This window comes from Streptomyces sp. BV286, from assembly GCF_019090165.1.
In the GTDB taxonomy this organism is placed as follows: Bacteria; Actinomycetota; Actinomycetes; order Streptomycetales; family Streptomycetaceae; genus Streptomyces.
Window position 1 is genome coordinate 1 of the sequence record NZ_JAHRIB010000153.1, and the last position, 13,461, is coordinate 13,461.

The following is a 13,461-nucleotide window of genomic DNA, read 5'->3' on the forward strand; positions in this document are numbered from 1 at the left end:
GGCTGGTCGCGCCGTTCCTCGCGCCCCTGGAGGGTGCGCCTGTCGTGGGTGTGGTGGGGCGGGGCCGTGCCGGGGCATCCGATCGCAGCTGTGTCGTCCGGGGTTGTTCGGTTGCTCTGGAGAGGTCGTGCTGCGATCGGACGCCCCGTCCCGTCCCCTCGCGCCGGACCGCGACCGACGGGAGAGGGGGGTGGCAGACGGAGGGGGGCGCCCCCGTTTTTGGGGGCGCGGGGAACGGCGCGACCAGCCCTCACGCCGGTGCACATATCAACCAACCCAAGGCCGACCCACCTTGAAGGGGCGCGGGGAACTGCGCGACCAGCCCCCACCGGCCGGCAGCCGACAAACGACCGCGAGCCCGCCCCGGGGGCCCGCGTTCAAGATCGCTTGGGCGCCCCCGTGGAGCCCCGAACCATCAGCTCCCCCCGAATCGTGGCGATCCCCCCGGGCGGAACCTCCTCCCGCCCCATGGCGATCCGCCCGGCCCGGGCCCCCGCGTCCGCCAACGGCAACCGCACGGTCGTCAGCGCGGGCACCGCGTCGATGCTGAAGGGCAGGTCGTCGAAGCCGACGACGGACACGTCGTCCGGAATCCGCAGACCGGAGTCCCGCAGCGCGGCGCACGCGCCGAGAGCGACCGTGTCGTTGGCGGCCACGACAGCCGTCAGACCCGGTTCGCGGCGCAGGAGTTCGATCGTCGCCTCGTACCCCGCCCGGCGGTCGTAGCGGCCGTGGACCGTCAGGGCCGGGTCGTCCGGGATGTCGTGCGCGGCGAGCGCGTCCCGGTGGCCCTCCAGGCGGTGGCGGGTCGTGGTGCGCTCCTCCGGTCCCGCGATGTATCCCATGCGCCGATGACCGAGGCCGATCAGGTGCTCGGTGAGCTGCTGTCCGCCACCCCGGTTGTCGAAGGTGAGGGCCACCGCGTCGGTGTCCGCCGGCGCGGGCGGCCGCCCGCACAGGACCACGCGCGTCCCCGCCTCCACGAGCTTGCGCAGCTTCGTCGCCACGGCCGTCGCGTGCGCGGTGTTCTCCACGGCCCCGCCCGTCAGCACGACCGCCGCGGCGCGCTGGCGCTGGAGGAGCGTGAGGTAGGTGAGTTCGCGCTCCGGGGAGCCGCCGGTGTTGCACACGACGGCGAGTCGCTCCCCGCCCGCACGGCCGCCCGGTCCTCCGATCTCGGACTGGATCGCCCCGGCCATGATCCCGAAGAACGGGTCGGCGATGTCGTTGACCAGGATGCCGACCAGGTCGGAGGTGGCGGCCGCGAGCGCGCTCGCGGGGCCGTTCAGTACGTAGTCCAGTTCGTCCACTGCTCGCAGCACCCGCTCGCGGGTGGAAGCCGCCACGGGGTAGTTCCCGTTCAGCACGCGCGACACCGTCGCGGGCGAGACCTGTGCGCGGGCCGCCACGTCCGCCAGGGTCACCGTCATCTCGTCGTCCTCCGGTCGCGCATCTCGTCGTCGTCCTCAGAGCCGTACTACTCCGGAGCCGGCCCCGTGTCGCTGCCCGGCGTCGAAACCAGGTCGAAGCCGGGCGAAGCCGAGCCCGGACCACTGCTCACACCGGTGTCGCGTCCCCACCCGACTGGTTCAGACCTTACGGTCAGGGGGTGGCGCGGCCCACACGGCCCCGGGCTCGTGCAGACCCTACGGCCGCAAGCCCGCTCTGTTCGCCCCCTCGAACAAGTCGTAACCTCCCGCGGTCTTGTCCGATCCGCTGCGCAGAGGCTAGCTTCTCCTCGTATAGAAAGCGCTTGCTGTCACGCTCACCAGTTCAGCGGGGTTCGCCGGGCTCGCCGGAGTCCACCCGCGGGGCGTCTGCGGCGCAGGATGCGTACGAAGGGAATGACGTGACACGCAAGACGGTGCGTATCGCCATGAACGGTGTGACGGGGCGCATGGGGTACCGCCAGCACCTCGTCCGCTCGATCCTCGCCCTGCGCGAGCAGGGTGGCCTCGACCTCGGCGACGGCACCGTGCTGTGGCCCGAACCGGTCCTCGTCGGCCGCCGCGAGCACGCCCTGAAGGCACTCGCCGACCAGCACGGCATCGAGCACTGGTCCACCGACCTCGACGCCGTGCTCGCCGACCCGACGATCGACATCTACTTCGACGCCCAGGTCACCTCGGCGCGCGAGGAGGCGATCGGCAAGGCGATCGCGGCGGGCAAGCACATCTACACGGAGAAGCCGACCGCGACCGGCCTCGACGGGGCGCTGGAGCTGGCCCGGCTGGCGCAGGCCGCCGGGATCAAGCACGGCGTCGTCCAGGACAAGCTCTTCCTGCCCGGGCTGCTCAAGCTGAAGCGGCTCATCGACGGCGGTTTCTTCGGCCGGATCCTCTCGATCCGGGGCGAGTTCGGCTACTGGGTCTTCGAGGGCGACTGGCAGTCCGCCCAGCGCCCGTCGTGGAACTACCGGTCCGAGGACGGCGGTGGCATCGTTGTCGACATGTTCCCGCACTGGGAGTACGTCCTGCACGAGCTGTTCGGTCGTGTGAAGTCCGTGCAGGCCCTGACCGCCACCCACATCCCGCAGCGCTGGGACGAGGACGACAAGCCCTACGACGCCACCGCCGACGACGCCGCCTACGGCGTCTTCGAGCTGGAGGGCGGCGCGATCGCCCAGATCAACTCGTCCTGGGCCGTCCGCGTCAACCGCGACGAGCTCGTCGAGTTCCAGGTCGACGGGACTGAGGGATCGGCCGTCGCCGGCCTGCGCAACTGCCGTGTGCAGCACCGCAGTTCCACGCCCAAGCCGGTCTGGAACCCCGACATCCCGGCCACCTACTCCTTCCGTGACCAGTGGCAGGAGATCCCCGACAACGCCGAGTTCGACAACGGCTTCAAGGCCCAGTGGGAGCTCTTCCTCAAGCACGTCTACGCCGACGCGCCCTACCACTGGGACCTGCTGGCCGGTGCCCGCGGTGTCCAGCTCGCCGAGCTGGGCCTGAAGTCCTCGGCCGAGGGCCGCCGCTTCGACGTTCCGGAGATCTCGCTGTGACCATTCAACTGCCCGCTGAGGGCGGGGCGTTGCGGGTCTATTCGCCGCGCGTCGAGCCGCTCGCGGTCACCGCCGGTGCGCCCTTCTCCTCCCGTACGGTCTACTCGGCCGCCCATGTCGTCGCCGACCCCTACGCCGACGTCTCCCCGGACTCCCCGGCCGCCGTCGACTGGGACGCCACCCTCGCCTTCCGCCGCCACCTGTGGTCCCACGGGCTCGGCGTCGCGGAGGCCATGGACACGGCCCAGCGGGGGATGGGGCTCGACTGGGCGGGTGCGGCCGAGCTGATCAGGCGGTCGTCGGCGGAGGCCAAGGCGGTCGGCGGTCTGATCGCCTGCGGCGTCGGCACCGACCAGCTGCCGGTCACCGAGCTCGGCTACCCCTACAGCCTGGACGAGGTGCGGGCCGCGTACGAGGAGCAGCTCGCCCTCGTCGAGGAGTCCGGCTCGCGAGCCATCCTCATGGCCTCCCGTGCGCTGGCCGCCATCGCCAAGGGCCCCGAGGACTACCTGGAGGTCTACGGCCACCTGCTGCGCCAGGCCGCCGAGCCGGTGGTCCTGCACTGGCTGGGCCCCATGTTCGACCCGGCGCTCGAAGGCTACTGGGGCAGCACCGACCTGGACGCCGCCACCAGCACCTTCCTGGAGGTCATCGCCGCCCACCCCGACAAGGTCGACGGCATCAAGGTCTCCCTGCTGGACGCCCAGCGCGAGATCGACCTGCGCCGCAAGCTCCCCGAGGGAGTGCGCTGCTACACCGGCGACGACTTCAACTACCCCGAGCTGATCGCAGGCGACGACCAGGGCTTCAGCCATGCCCTCCTCGGCATCTTCGACCCGCTGGGGCCCCTCGCCGCCGAGGCCGTACGCGTCCTCGACACCGGGAACACGGGCGGCTTCCGTGAACTGCTCGACCCCACCGTCGAGTTGTCCCGCCACCTCTTCCAGAGGCCGACCCGCTTCTACAAGACGGGCGTGGTCTTCCTCGCCTGGCTCGCGGGCCACCAGGAGCACTTCACGATGGTCGGCGGCCTCCAGTCGTCCCGCTCGCTCCCGCACTTCGCCCGCGCGTACGAACTCGCCGACGGGCTGGGCCTGTTCCCCGACCCGGCGCTCGCCGAGGCCCGTATGAAGAACCTGCTCTCCCTGTACGGAGTGAACCAGTGAGCACGAGCCCTCTCGGCGACCTCTCCCGCTTCTCCATCAACCAGATGACGGTCAAGCAGCTTTCGATGCCCGAACTGGTGGAAAGCTGCCTGGAGTTGGGTGTCCCGGGCGTGGGCCTGTGGCGGGCGCCGGTCGAGACGTACGGCCTGGAGCGAACGGCCAAGCTGGTCCGCGACGCCGGGCTCGCCGTCACCACCCTGTGCCGCGGCGGCTTCTTCACGGCCATCGACCCCGCCGAGCGCGCCGAGGCCCTCGCCGACAACCGCCGCGCCATCGACGAGGCGGCCACCCTCGGCACGGACACGCTCGTCCTCGTGTCGGGGGGCCTCCCGGTGGGCTCGAAGGACCTCCACGGGGCGAGGGAGCGCATCGCCGACGCCCTGGGGGAACTGGGCCCGTACGCGGCTTCCAGTGGAGTGCGGCTGGCCATCGAGCCGCTCCACCCGATGTACGCCTCCGACCGCTGCGTGGTCTCCACGCTCACCCAGGCCCTCGACCTCGCGGAACGCTTCCCCGCGAACCAGGTCGGCGTCGCGGTCGACACGTACCACATCTGGTGGGACGACCAGGCGCCCGCACAGATCGCCCGCGCGGGCGCCCAGGGCCGCATCCACACCTTCCAACTCGCCGACTGGACCACGCCGTTGCCCGAGGGCGTCCTGAACGGCCGCGGGCAGATCGGCGACGGCTCGATCGACATGCGCGAGTGGAAGGCGTACGTCGAGGCGGCCGGCTACACCGGGCCCGTCGAAGTCGAGCTGTTCAACGACGGGTTGTGGGCGCGGGACGGGCGCGAGGTGCTCGCGGAGACGGCGGCGCGGTTCGTGGAACACGCCGCCTGAGACACGACCGCCGCTCGTGCGGCGAGGCCCGGAGAACGGGAACGCCGACGGGAAGCCCGGTGCGCCGCGTCCGTCCGCCTGTGGAGCCTCACAGGCGGACGGACGTCCGCGTCACACCCACCTCTTCGTCGTCGGTGAGGGCACCGGACGCCGTCGCCCCGGCGAGCAGCACGGTGACGAGCGCCGCCGCACCGGCGAGCGCCCACCGCGTCCGCGACGGCCTGACGCGCGCGGGCGCGGTGACCGCGGACACGGCGACCGCGGGTACGGCGATCACGGCTGGGGCCGCCGCGGGCGGGGCGAGTGCCGGGGCGGGCCCGCACGCGATGCCGGTACGGGCGTCCAGCCATGCCTGGGCCATGTCGCCCCGGACCCCGCACGCCGCGACGAACGCGGCGACCAGTTCTGCGCGAGGCAGCCGGTCCCGGCCGAGCATGGTCGCCGCCGTGGAGTACGGAAGGCAGTGGCCCGCGTCCGCCGCGCGGCGTTCCAGCCGGCGATAGCTCAGGCCCGACCAGGCCTTGAGGCGCCGCAACGCCGCCACGAAGGCGGCCGCGTCGGTATCCGGCGGAGTGGGCGGTGCGGTGGTCATGACGGTGATCCCCCCTGTTGAGCTGGACGTACACGGGTTCGCACAAGCTCGAACACCCTGACAGCTTGAGGAACGGCGACAGCGGCGGTCAACCTCATGGCGGATTCCCGACGTTGGAGGTCAAAGGTCCCATGGCTCTGTCCCACTGCCGCCGTACCGGTGCCGCCGTCACCGCCCTCGCGGCCCTGCTGACGCTGGGCGCGTGCGCCGACGAGCGCAATGCCGGCCGGCCGGACACCGGACCGGCCGCACGGTCCGGCACCGGACCCGCCGGGGCCGCGCCCAAGGCACGCGCCGCCGAGTCGGTCGGCGACTTCCTCCACCGGACGCTCCCCGCCGGCCCCGGCGGCACCGTCGTCGCCGCACGCGGCGACGAACTCGTGTACTGCGCGGGCTTCGGAGCCTCGGACCGGGCCGCCGGCACCCCCGCGAGCTGCCGGACCGTGTACGACGTCATGTCGATCACGAAGCAGTTCACCGCGGCCGCGATCCTGAAACTGGAGGTGATGGGGAAGCTGCGGGTCGGCGACCGGATCAGCCGGTTCCTCGGCCCGGTGCCCGAGGACAAGCGCGACATCACCGTGGAGCAGCTGCTCACGCACACGTCGGGCCTGGTCGAGGGGCTCGGCGAGGACTACGACCCCGTCTCGCGCGACGAGATGGTGGACAAGGCCCTGGCCTCGAAGCCGGAGTCGGCACCGGGGAAGAAGTTCCTCTACTCCAACGCCGGGTACAGCCTGCTCGCCGCGATCGTCGAGAAGGCGTCCGGGGAGGGCTACGAGCCGTTCCTGGCCCGGCACCTGTTCGCGCCTGCCGGGATGGAACGGACCGGCTATGTACTGCCCCGGTGGCCGCGGCATCTGATCGCCGTGGAGTACGACAGCAAGGGCCGGAGCCAGGGCAGGCCCGGCGACCACCCGTGGGCGGCCGACGGACCGTACTGGAACCTGCGCGGCAACGGCGGGATGCTCTCCACCGCCGAGGACATGTTCCGCTGGCACCGCGCGCTCTCCGGCGACGACGTACTGCCGGAGCAGGCCCGGAAGAAGCTGTTCGAGCCCCGCGTGCGGGTGCCCGACTCCGACGACGGCTGGTACGGCTACGGCTGGGCCGTCCGCGACAGCGCCGAGGGCCGGACCGTCTGGCACGACGGCGGCAACGACTGGTCGCTGGCGGTCCTCACGAGGTCGCTGCGCGACGACGTCCTCGTCTACTGGGTGAGCAACCACGCCTACCGCGACGGCAAGTGGAACCTGGAGGACCAGGCGGAGAAGCTGACCCTGGGCATCGCCGACCGGGTACGCGCCGAGGGCCGCTGACGCCTCGCCCCGAACCTCAAAAAAATCTCAGAACGCCGTGCAACCCTCCCCCCACCTTGTGGGTCGTACTTGGCATCAGGACTTCTGGAGGGGGATCCGGGGGGATCGCGGGGGTTCTGATCTGGGGGAGGGGACCGAAGGGGCCCGGTCGACGGACCGGGCCCCTTCGAAGATTTCCGGACGCCGCGAGAACCCGCTCCGTAGAGCCTCGGAATCGGAATCCGTAGAGCCTCAGAAGAAGACCCCGCACCGCAGCAGCACGTTCGCGTACGGGCGGGCCTCGCCGGTCCGCACGATCAGCCGGGCGTGCGCCGACAGGGCCTTCAGGTCGTCGTGGGAGACATGGGTGAGAGCGGCAGGGAACCGGCCGGCCAGCAGGGCCGCCGCCTCAGGGTTGGCCTCCCGCACCTCCTCCGCCGCCGTGGCGCTCTCCACGACCAGTTCCTCCAGCAGGCCGTCCAGAACCTCCGCGAAGGACGGCACACCCGCCCGGAAGGCGAGGTCCACGACCCGCGGCCCGGCCGGGATGGGCATGCCCGCGTCGCACACCAGTACGCCGTCGCCGTGGCCGAGTTCGGCTGTCGCACCGGCGAGGTGACGGTTCAGTATTCCGGACTTCTTCACAGTGCTGCGACCTCTTCGGCGGTGGGGAAGGAGGCCTGGGCGCCCTCCCGGGTGACGGCCACGGCGCCCACGCGGGCCGCGTACGCCGCCGCCTCCGCGAGGGACGCACCGGCGCCCAGACGCCAGGCCAGCGCGGCGGTGAAGGAGTCGCCCGCACCGGTCGTGTCCACGGCGTCCACCCGCACGGACGGCACACGGGCCGTCCCCGAGGCGTCGGCGACCAGCGCGCCCTCCTCGCCCAGGGTGACGACCACCGAGCGCGGACCGAGGGCGAGGAGCGCCTCGGCCCACTGCTCGGGCGTCCCGCCCGCGTCAGCGCCGAGCACGACCCGCGCCTCGTGCTCGTTGACGATCAACGGGTCGCAGGCCGCAAGGACCTTCTCGGGCAACTCCCGCGGCGGCGAGGGGTTCAGCACGAACCGGGTGCCGGGTGGCAGGCCCTGTACGACCTCCCCGACCGTCTCCAGGGGAATCTCCAACTGGGCCGAGACGACCCGGGAGGCGGCCAGGAGGGGCGCGGCCGTGCGGACGTCCTCGGGAGTCAGACGGCCGTTCGCGCCGGGCGACACGACGATGCTGTTGTCCCCGGACGGATCCACCGTGATGAGCGCGACCCCGGTGGGCGCGCCGCCGACGAGGACACCGGACGTGTCGACCCCGGCCGCCCGCTGCGAGTCGAGCAGCAGCCGGCCGTGCGCGTCGTCGCCGACCCGGGCCAGCAGCGCCGTACGCGCTCCGAGACGGGCGGCGGCGACCGCCTGGTTGGCGCCCTTGCCGCCCGGGTGGAGCGCCAGGTCGGAGCCGAGCACGGTCTCCCCGGCGCCCGGCCGGCGCTCGACACCGATGACCAGGTCGGCGTTGGCCGACCCCACGACCAGCAGGTCGTAGTCGAACATGAACTGTCTCCCTGTAAAGGTGAGGTGAGGGCGGGTGGACGGCGGCTGCCGTCCACCCGCCCCGCGACGTCGGTCGGGATCAGCCGGTGAACCCGGCCACGTTCTTCGCCGTGACCACCTTCACCGGGACCTTCACCGTCTGCTCGACCTCCTTGCCGTCGGCGGCCCGCAGCGCGTTCTCCACCGCGATCCTCCCGAGCTCCTTCGGCTGTTGTGCGACGGAGGCGTACATCGTGCCCTCCTTGACGGCCTTCAGCCCGTCGGGCGTGCCGTCGAAGCCGATGACCTGCACCGACTTGCCCGCCTTGGAGCCCAGCGCCTTGATCGCGCCGAGCGCCATCTCGTCGTTCTCGGCGAAGACGCCCTGGACGTCCGGGTGGGCCTGGAGCAGGTTCGTCATCACGTCCAGCCCCTTCGTACGGTCGAAGTCGGCGGGCTGCTCGGCGACCACGTCGATCCCCGGGTAGGCCTTCAGGCCCTCCTCGAAGCCCGCGCCCCGCTCACGGCTCGCGGACGTACCGGCCAGACCCTGCAGGATCACGATCTTGCCCTTGCCGCCCAGCTTCTCCGCCAGCGCCTTGGCGCCCAGCCTGCCGCCCTCGACGTTGTCGGAGGCCACGAGCGCGGCGGTCTTCGCCTTGTTGACGCCCCGGTCGACGCCGACCACGGGAATGTCGGCCTTGTTCGCGGACCGCACCGACGGGCCCGCCGCGTCCGAGTCCACCGGGTTGACGACGATCGAGTCGACGCCCTCGCTGGTGAAGTTCTGCAACTGGTTGGCCTGCTGCGAGGCGTCGTTCTGCGCGTCCGTGACGGTCAGGTCGGCGCCGAGCCTCTTCGCCTCGGCCTGCGCGCCCTCCTTGATCTGTACGAAGAAGGGGTTGTTCAGGGTGGACAGGGACAGGCCCACCTTCGGCGTCGTGGAGGACGAGCCGTTGTTGAAGAGCGACAGACCGCCCACGATCGCCGCCACGAGGACCACGGCGAGACCGTACTTGAGCGCCTGTGGACCCTTCAGGCCCGCCGCGCCCCCGGCACCCGCCGTGACCGGGGTCGCCCCGGCCTTGCGCCGCACGGTGTCGAGCAGCACCGCGAGCGCGATGACCACACCGATGACGACCTGCTGCCAGAACGCCGACACGGAAAGGAGGTTGAGGCCGTTGCGCAGCACCGCGAGGATCAGCGCGCCGATCAGCGTGCCGGACGCCTTGCCCGTACCGCCGGCGAGGGAGGCGCCGCCGATGACCACCGCGGCGATCGCGTCCAGCTCGTAACCCTGCGCGGCCTGCGGCTGCGCCGAGGACAGGCGGGAGGCGAGCACGATGCCCGCGGCCGCCGCGAAGAGACCCGACAGCGCGTAGATCGCGAGCTTCTGCCGCTTCACCCGGAGCCCGGAGAGACGGGCCGCCTCCTCGTTGCCGCCGATCGCGTACATGGAGCGCCCGATGTACGTACGGCCCAGGATCACAGCGGTGATGAGCCCCATGACGATCATCACGAGGACCGGCACGGGCAGCCAGCCGCCGAGCGTGTCACCGAGATGCGAGACGGAGTCGGGGAAGGCGATCGGGCTGCCCTGCGAGATCACCAGCGACAGACCGCGGCCCACCGACAGCATGGCGAGCGTGGCGATGAACGGCGGCAGCTTCCCGTACGAGATCAGGACGCCGTTGACCAGGCCGCACACGATGCCGGTGGCGACCGCGAGGATCACCGCGATCCAGACCGGTACGCCTTCCGACGTGGCCGTCCAGGCGAGGACGGTGGCGGACAGCGCGGCGACCGAACCGACCGACAGGTCGATGCCCGCCGAGACGATCACGAAGGTCACACCGAAGGCGAGGATGGCGGTCACGGCCGCCTGGACGCCGATGTTGAGCAGGTTGTCCGTCGTCAGGAAGTCGCCGGACAGGGCCGACATCGCGATGACGAGGATGATCAGCGCGGTGAGCGCGCCGTTGTCGAGCAGGAGACGGCGTACGCCTCCCGAGGCGCCACTCGCGCCCGTCGTGCTCTTGAGCGTGTCAGTGGCCACGGGAGCCCTCCACAGCGGTAACGGAGTCGGTAGAAGTGGGTGTGCTGACGGCGAGTGCCATCACGGAGTCCTGCGTCGCCTCGTCGGCGGAGAGTTCGCCGGCGATCCGGCCCTGGGCCATCACCAGCACGCGGTCGCTCATGCCGAGCACCTCGGGCAGATCGCTGGAGATCATCAGGACGGCATGGCCGGCGGCGGTGAGTTCGTTGATCAGCTGGTAGATCTCGACCTTGGCACCGACGTCGATACCGCGCGTCGGCTCGTCGAGGATCAGCACCTTGGTCTCGGCGAGCAGCCACTTGCCGATGACGACCTTCTGCTGGTTGCCGCCGGACAGGGTGCGCACGTGCTGGCCGAGCCCGGCCATCCGCACGCCGAGCTGCCCGGCGATCCTCGCGGCGGCCGTCCGCTGCCCCTTGAGGTCGACGAGCCCGCCGCGGGTCGCCGCCCGCAGGGTGACGAGCCCGAGGTTCTCCTCGACGGAGGCGTCCAGGAGGAGCCCCTGACCCTTGCGGTCCTCGGGGACGAGCCCGATGCCGGCGGTCATCGCCGCACCGACGTCGTGCCGCGGCAGCCGCGTGCCCGCGACGGCCACGGACCCCCGGTCGTACGGGTCGGCCCCGAAGACCGCCCGGACGACCTCGGTACGGCCCGCTCCGACGAGCCCCGCGATGCCGACGACCTCACCGGCCCGCACCTCGAAACTCACGTCGTGGAACACACCGTCCCGGGTGAGCCCGTCCACGGTGAGCAACGCGGTCCCGGTGTCGGCCCGTTCACGCGGGTACTGCAGCTCGATGGAGCGGCCCACCATGAGGCGTACGAGGTCGTCCTCGGGCGTGGACGCGGGCACCTGGCCGATGCTCCTGCCGTCCCGGAGGACCGTGACCCGGTCGCCCAGGGCGGCGATCTCCTCCAGGTGATGCGTGATGAAGACGACGCCGACGCCGTCCTCGCGCAACTGCCGCACGATCCGGAAGAGCTTCTCGACCTCACCGGAGGTGAGCACCGCGGTCGGCTCGTCCATGATCAGGACGCGCGCGTCCAGGCTGAGCGCCTTCGCGATCTCCACCATCTGGAGTCGGGCGATGCCGAGTTCCCGTACCCGCGCGCGGGGGGACACGTCGACCCCGACCCGCTCCAGGAGCACGGCGGCGTCGGCCTCCATCGTCTTCCGGTCGATCATTCCGAAGCGGCGCGGCTGGCGGCCCAGGAAGATGTTCTCGGCGACCGTCAGATCGGGCACCAGGTTGAACTCCTGGTAGATGGTCGCGATCCCGAGGCGCTCCGCGTCCTGCGCGCCGTGGATGCGGACCTTCTTGCCGTCGACCAGGATCTTCCCGGCGTCGGGCCGGTAGGCACCGGACAGCATCTTGATCAGGGTGCTCTTGCCGGCGCCGTTCTCACCGAGCAGGACGTGCACCTCGCCGCGGCGCAGATCGAAGTCGACACTGTCGAGCGCGATCACACCGGGGAAGGTCTTGCGTATGCCTTCGATACGCAGCAACTCGTCGGGACTGCTCACGTGTTGCTCCTTTGCGGGGACGGGGGCTCGCCGCAGGAGCGGCGGACGACGAGACGGGCGGGGAGGGTGACGGACTGCGGGGGCCGCCCCTCGATGCGGTCGACGAGGGCCCGTACGGCGGCCCGGCCCAGCTCGGGGGTCGGCTGGGCGATCGCCGTGATGGGGGGATCGGTGTGCACGAACCACGGGATGTCGTCGAACGCCGCGAGCGCGATGTCGTCGGGGACCCGCAATCCACGCGCGCGGACCGCGTCCAGGGCGCCCAGCGCCATCAGGTTGTCGGCCGCGAAGACGACCTCGGGCGGCTCGGGAAGACTCAGGAACTCCTCGGTGACCCGACGGCCGCTGGCCGCCTGGAAGTCGCCCTGCCCCGTGTACGCCTCGGGCAGCGGGAGCCCGTACTCGCGCAGCGCGTCCCGGAAGGCGGCCACGCGCTCGCTGCCGGTGGTGGTGGCCGCCGGGCCCGCGATGATGGCGAGCCTGCGGTGGCCGAGGCCGTGCAGATGCGCGACCAGGTCCCGCACGGCGGCGCGACCGTCCGCCCGGACCACGGGCACCTCCACGCCCGGGATCCAGCGGTCCACGAAGACCATCGGGGTACCGGCGCGCGCGGCGTCCAGGATCAGCGGGGAGTCGCCGTCCGTGGGGGAGAGCAGGAGGCCGTCGATGCGTCGGTCGAGGAGCGTACGGACGTGGTGGTCCTGGAGCTCGGGACGCTCGTCGGCGTTTCCGATGATGACGCTGTAGCCGTGGGCGCGGGCCTCCTCCTCGACGGAGCGGGCCAGTTCGGTGAAGTACGGGTTGAGTACGTCGCTGATGACCAGGCCGAGGGTGTGGGTCTGGTCGGTGCGCAGGGAGCGGGCGACGGCGTTCGGACGGTAGCCCAGCGTCTCGACGGCGGCCAGGACGCGGGTGCGTGCCGTCGGGCTGACCGAGGGGTGGTCGTTCAGGACGCGCGAGACCGTGGCGACGGATACGCCCGCCTCGGCGGCGACGTCCTTGATGCTCGCCATCGTCGCTCCACCTCCTTGTGGAATCGATTACATGCGTCTACGGAGAGGATTGGAATCGATTACATGGAGGTTGACAAGACCCTGAGACCGGATCGTGATGAAGGGGGTGGGGTGTGCCGTGTGGGTTCGGGTGGGGGTTGTGTGTGGCTGGTCGCGCCGTTCCTCGCGCCCCTGGAGGGTGCGCCTGTCGTGGGTGTGGTGGGGCGGGGCCGTGCCGGGGCATCCGATCGCAGCTGTGTCGTCCGGGGTTGTTCGGTTGCTCTGGAGAGGTCGTGCTGCGATCGGACGCCCCGTCCCGTCCCCTCGCGCCGGACCGCGACCGACGGGAGAGGGGGGTGGGGACCGGTGGGGGTGCCCCCGCCGCTGGGGGCGCCCCCGTTTTTGGGGGCGCGGGGAACTGCGCGACCAGCCCTCACCGGCGGGCAGCCGACGCACCCGGCTGCAGGCC

At 71.6% G+C, this 13,461-nt stretch carries 11 protein-coding genes; 4 read left to right on the plus strand and 7 right to left on the minus strand.

Going from position 1 to position 13,461, the window contains the following annotated elements:
* Positions 1–377 precede the first annotated feature (377 nt).
* A complete protein-coding gene (locus tag KUF83_RS27520) occupies positions 378–1,430 on the minus strand; it encodes a LacI family DNA-binding transcriptional regulator (RefSeq protein WP_217457655.1) in 1,053 nt (350 codons plus the stop codon).
* A 419-nt stretch (positions 1,431–1,849) separates the two neighbouring features.
* Between KUF83_RS27520 and KUF83_RS27525 the strand changes: the two genes are divergently transcribed.
* The 3 genes from KUF83_RS27525 to KUF83_RS27535 are packed head-to-tail and all read left to right on the plus strand — an operon-like array spanning position 1,850 to position 5,009.
* Positions 1,850–3,001, plus strand: coding sequence for a Gfo/Idh/MocA family protein (locus KUF83_RS27525; RefSeq protein WP_217457656.1), 1,152 nt, complete (start codon positions 1,850–1,852; stop codon positions 2,999–3,001).
* Complete coding sequence (locus KUF83_RS27530) at positions 2,998–4,167, plus strand: dihydrodipicolinate synthase family protein (RefSeq protein WP_217457657.1); 1,170 nt, start codon at positions 2,998–3,000, stop codon at positions 4,165–4,167. The genes KUF83_RS27525 and KUF83_RS27530 overlap by 4 nt, the downstream gene beginning before the upstream one ends.
* 44 nt (positions 4,168–4,211) lie before the next feature.
* Positions 4,212–5,009 (plus strand): sugar phosphate isomerase/epimerase, encoded by a 798-nt coding sequence (locus KUF83_RS27535; RefSeq protein ID WP_217457665.1) that lies wholly within the window; start codon positions 4,212–4,214, stop codon positions 5,007–5,009.
* Between the two features lie 88 nt (positions 5,010–5,097).
* Here KUF83_RS27535 and KUF83_RS27540 read toward each other — a convergent pair whose 3' ends face one another.
* Positions 5,098–5,601 carry a hypothetical protein gene (locus KUF83_RS27540; protein ID WP_217457658.1) on the minus strand — a complete coding sequence of 168 codons (504 nt, stop codon included), beginning with the start codon at positions 5,599–5,601 and terminating at the stop codon, positions 5,098–5,100.
* Positions 5,602–5,732: 131 nt separating this feature from the next.
* On the opposite strand from KUF83_RS27540, the gene KUF83_RS27545 reads away from it, so the two are divergent.
* Positions 5,733–6,920, plus strand: a complete 1,188-nt coding sequence (locus KUF83_RS27545) for a serine hydrolase (protein WP_217457659.1) — start codon at positions 5,733–5,735, stop codon at positions 6,918–6,920.
* A gap of 231 nt (positions 6,921–7,151) precedes the next feature.
* Here KUF83_RS27545 and rbsD read toward each other — a convergent pair whose 3' ends face one another.
* From rbsD to KUF83_RS27570, 5 genes are all read right to left on the minus strand, one after another.
* Complete coding sequence (rbsD, locus tag KUF83_RS27550) at positions 7,152–7,544, minus strand: D-ribose pyranase (RefSeq protein WP_217457660.1); 393 nt, start codon at positions 7,542–7,544, stop codon at positions 7,152–7,154.
* Positions 7,541–8,440 carry a ribokinase gene (locus KUF83_RS27555; protein ID WP_217457661.1) on the minus strand — a complete coding sequence of 300 codons (900 nt, stop codon included), beginning with the start codon at positions 8,438–8,440 and terminating at the stop codon, positions 7,541–7,543. Before KUF83_RS27555 ends, rbsD begins: the two co-directional genes overlap by 4 nt.
* A 79-nt stretch (positions 8,441–8,519) precedes the next feature.
* The gene (locus KUF83_RS27560) at positions 8,520–10,475 is read right to left on the minus strand and encodes a substrate-binding domain-containing protein (RefSeq protein ID WP_217457662.1); all 1,956 of its coding nucleotides are present in this window, start codon (positions 10,473–10,475) and stop codon (positions 8,520–8,522) included.
* Positions 10,465–12,000 (minus strand): sugar ABC transporter ATP-binding protein, encoded by a 1,536-nt coding sequence (locus tag KUF83_RS27565; RefSeq protein WP_217457663.1) that lies wholly within the window; start codon positions 11,998–12,000, stop codon positions 10,465–10,467. The genes KUF83_RS27560 and KUF83_RS27565 overlap by 11 nt, the downstream gene beginning before the upstream one ends.
* A complete protein-coding gene (locus tag KUF83_RS27570; protein WP_217457664.1) occupies positions 11,997–13,013 on the minus strand; it encodes a LacI family DNA-binding transcriptional regulator in 1,017 nt (338 codons plus the stop codon). The genes KUF83_RS27565 and KUF83_RS27570 overlap by 4 nt, the downstream gene beginning before the upstream one ends.
* Positions 13,014–13,461 lie beyond the last annotated feature (448 nt).

Coding starts and splice junctions, on each gene's coding strand:
- KUF83_RS27540 (WP_217457658.1), bottom strand. CDS start 5,601: ATGACCACCGCACCGCCCACTCCGCCGGATACCGACGCGGCCGCCTTC.
- KUF83_RS27555 (WP_217457661.1), bottom strand. CDS start 8,440: ATGTTCGACTACGACCTGCTGGTCGTGGGGTCGGCCAACGCCGACCTG.
- KUF83_RS27570 (WP_217457664.1), bottom strand. CDS start 13,013: ATGGCGAGCATCAAGGACGTCGCCGCCGAGGCGGGCGTATCCGTCGCC.
- KUF83_RS27520 (WP_217457655.1), bottom strand. CDS start 1,430: ATGACGGTGACCCTGGCGGACGTGGCGGCCCGCGCACAGGTCTCGCCC.
- KUF83_RS27535 (WP_217457665.1), top strand. CDS start 4,212: ATGACGGTCAAGCAGCTTTCGATGCCCGAACTGGTGGAAAGCTGCCTG.
- KUF83_RS27545 (WP_217457659.1), top strand. CDS start 5,733: ATGGCTCTGTCCCACTGCCGCCGTACCGGTGCCGCCGTCACCGCCCTC.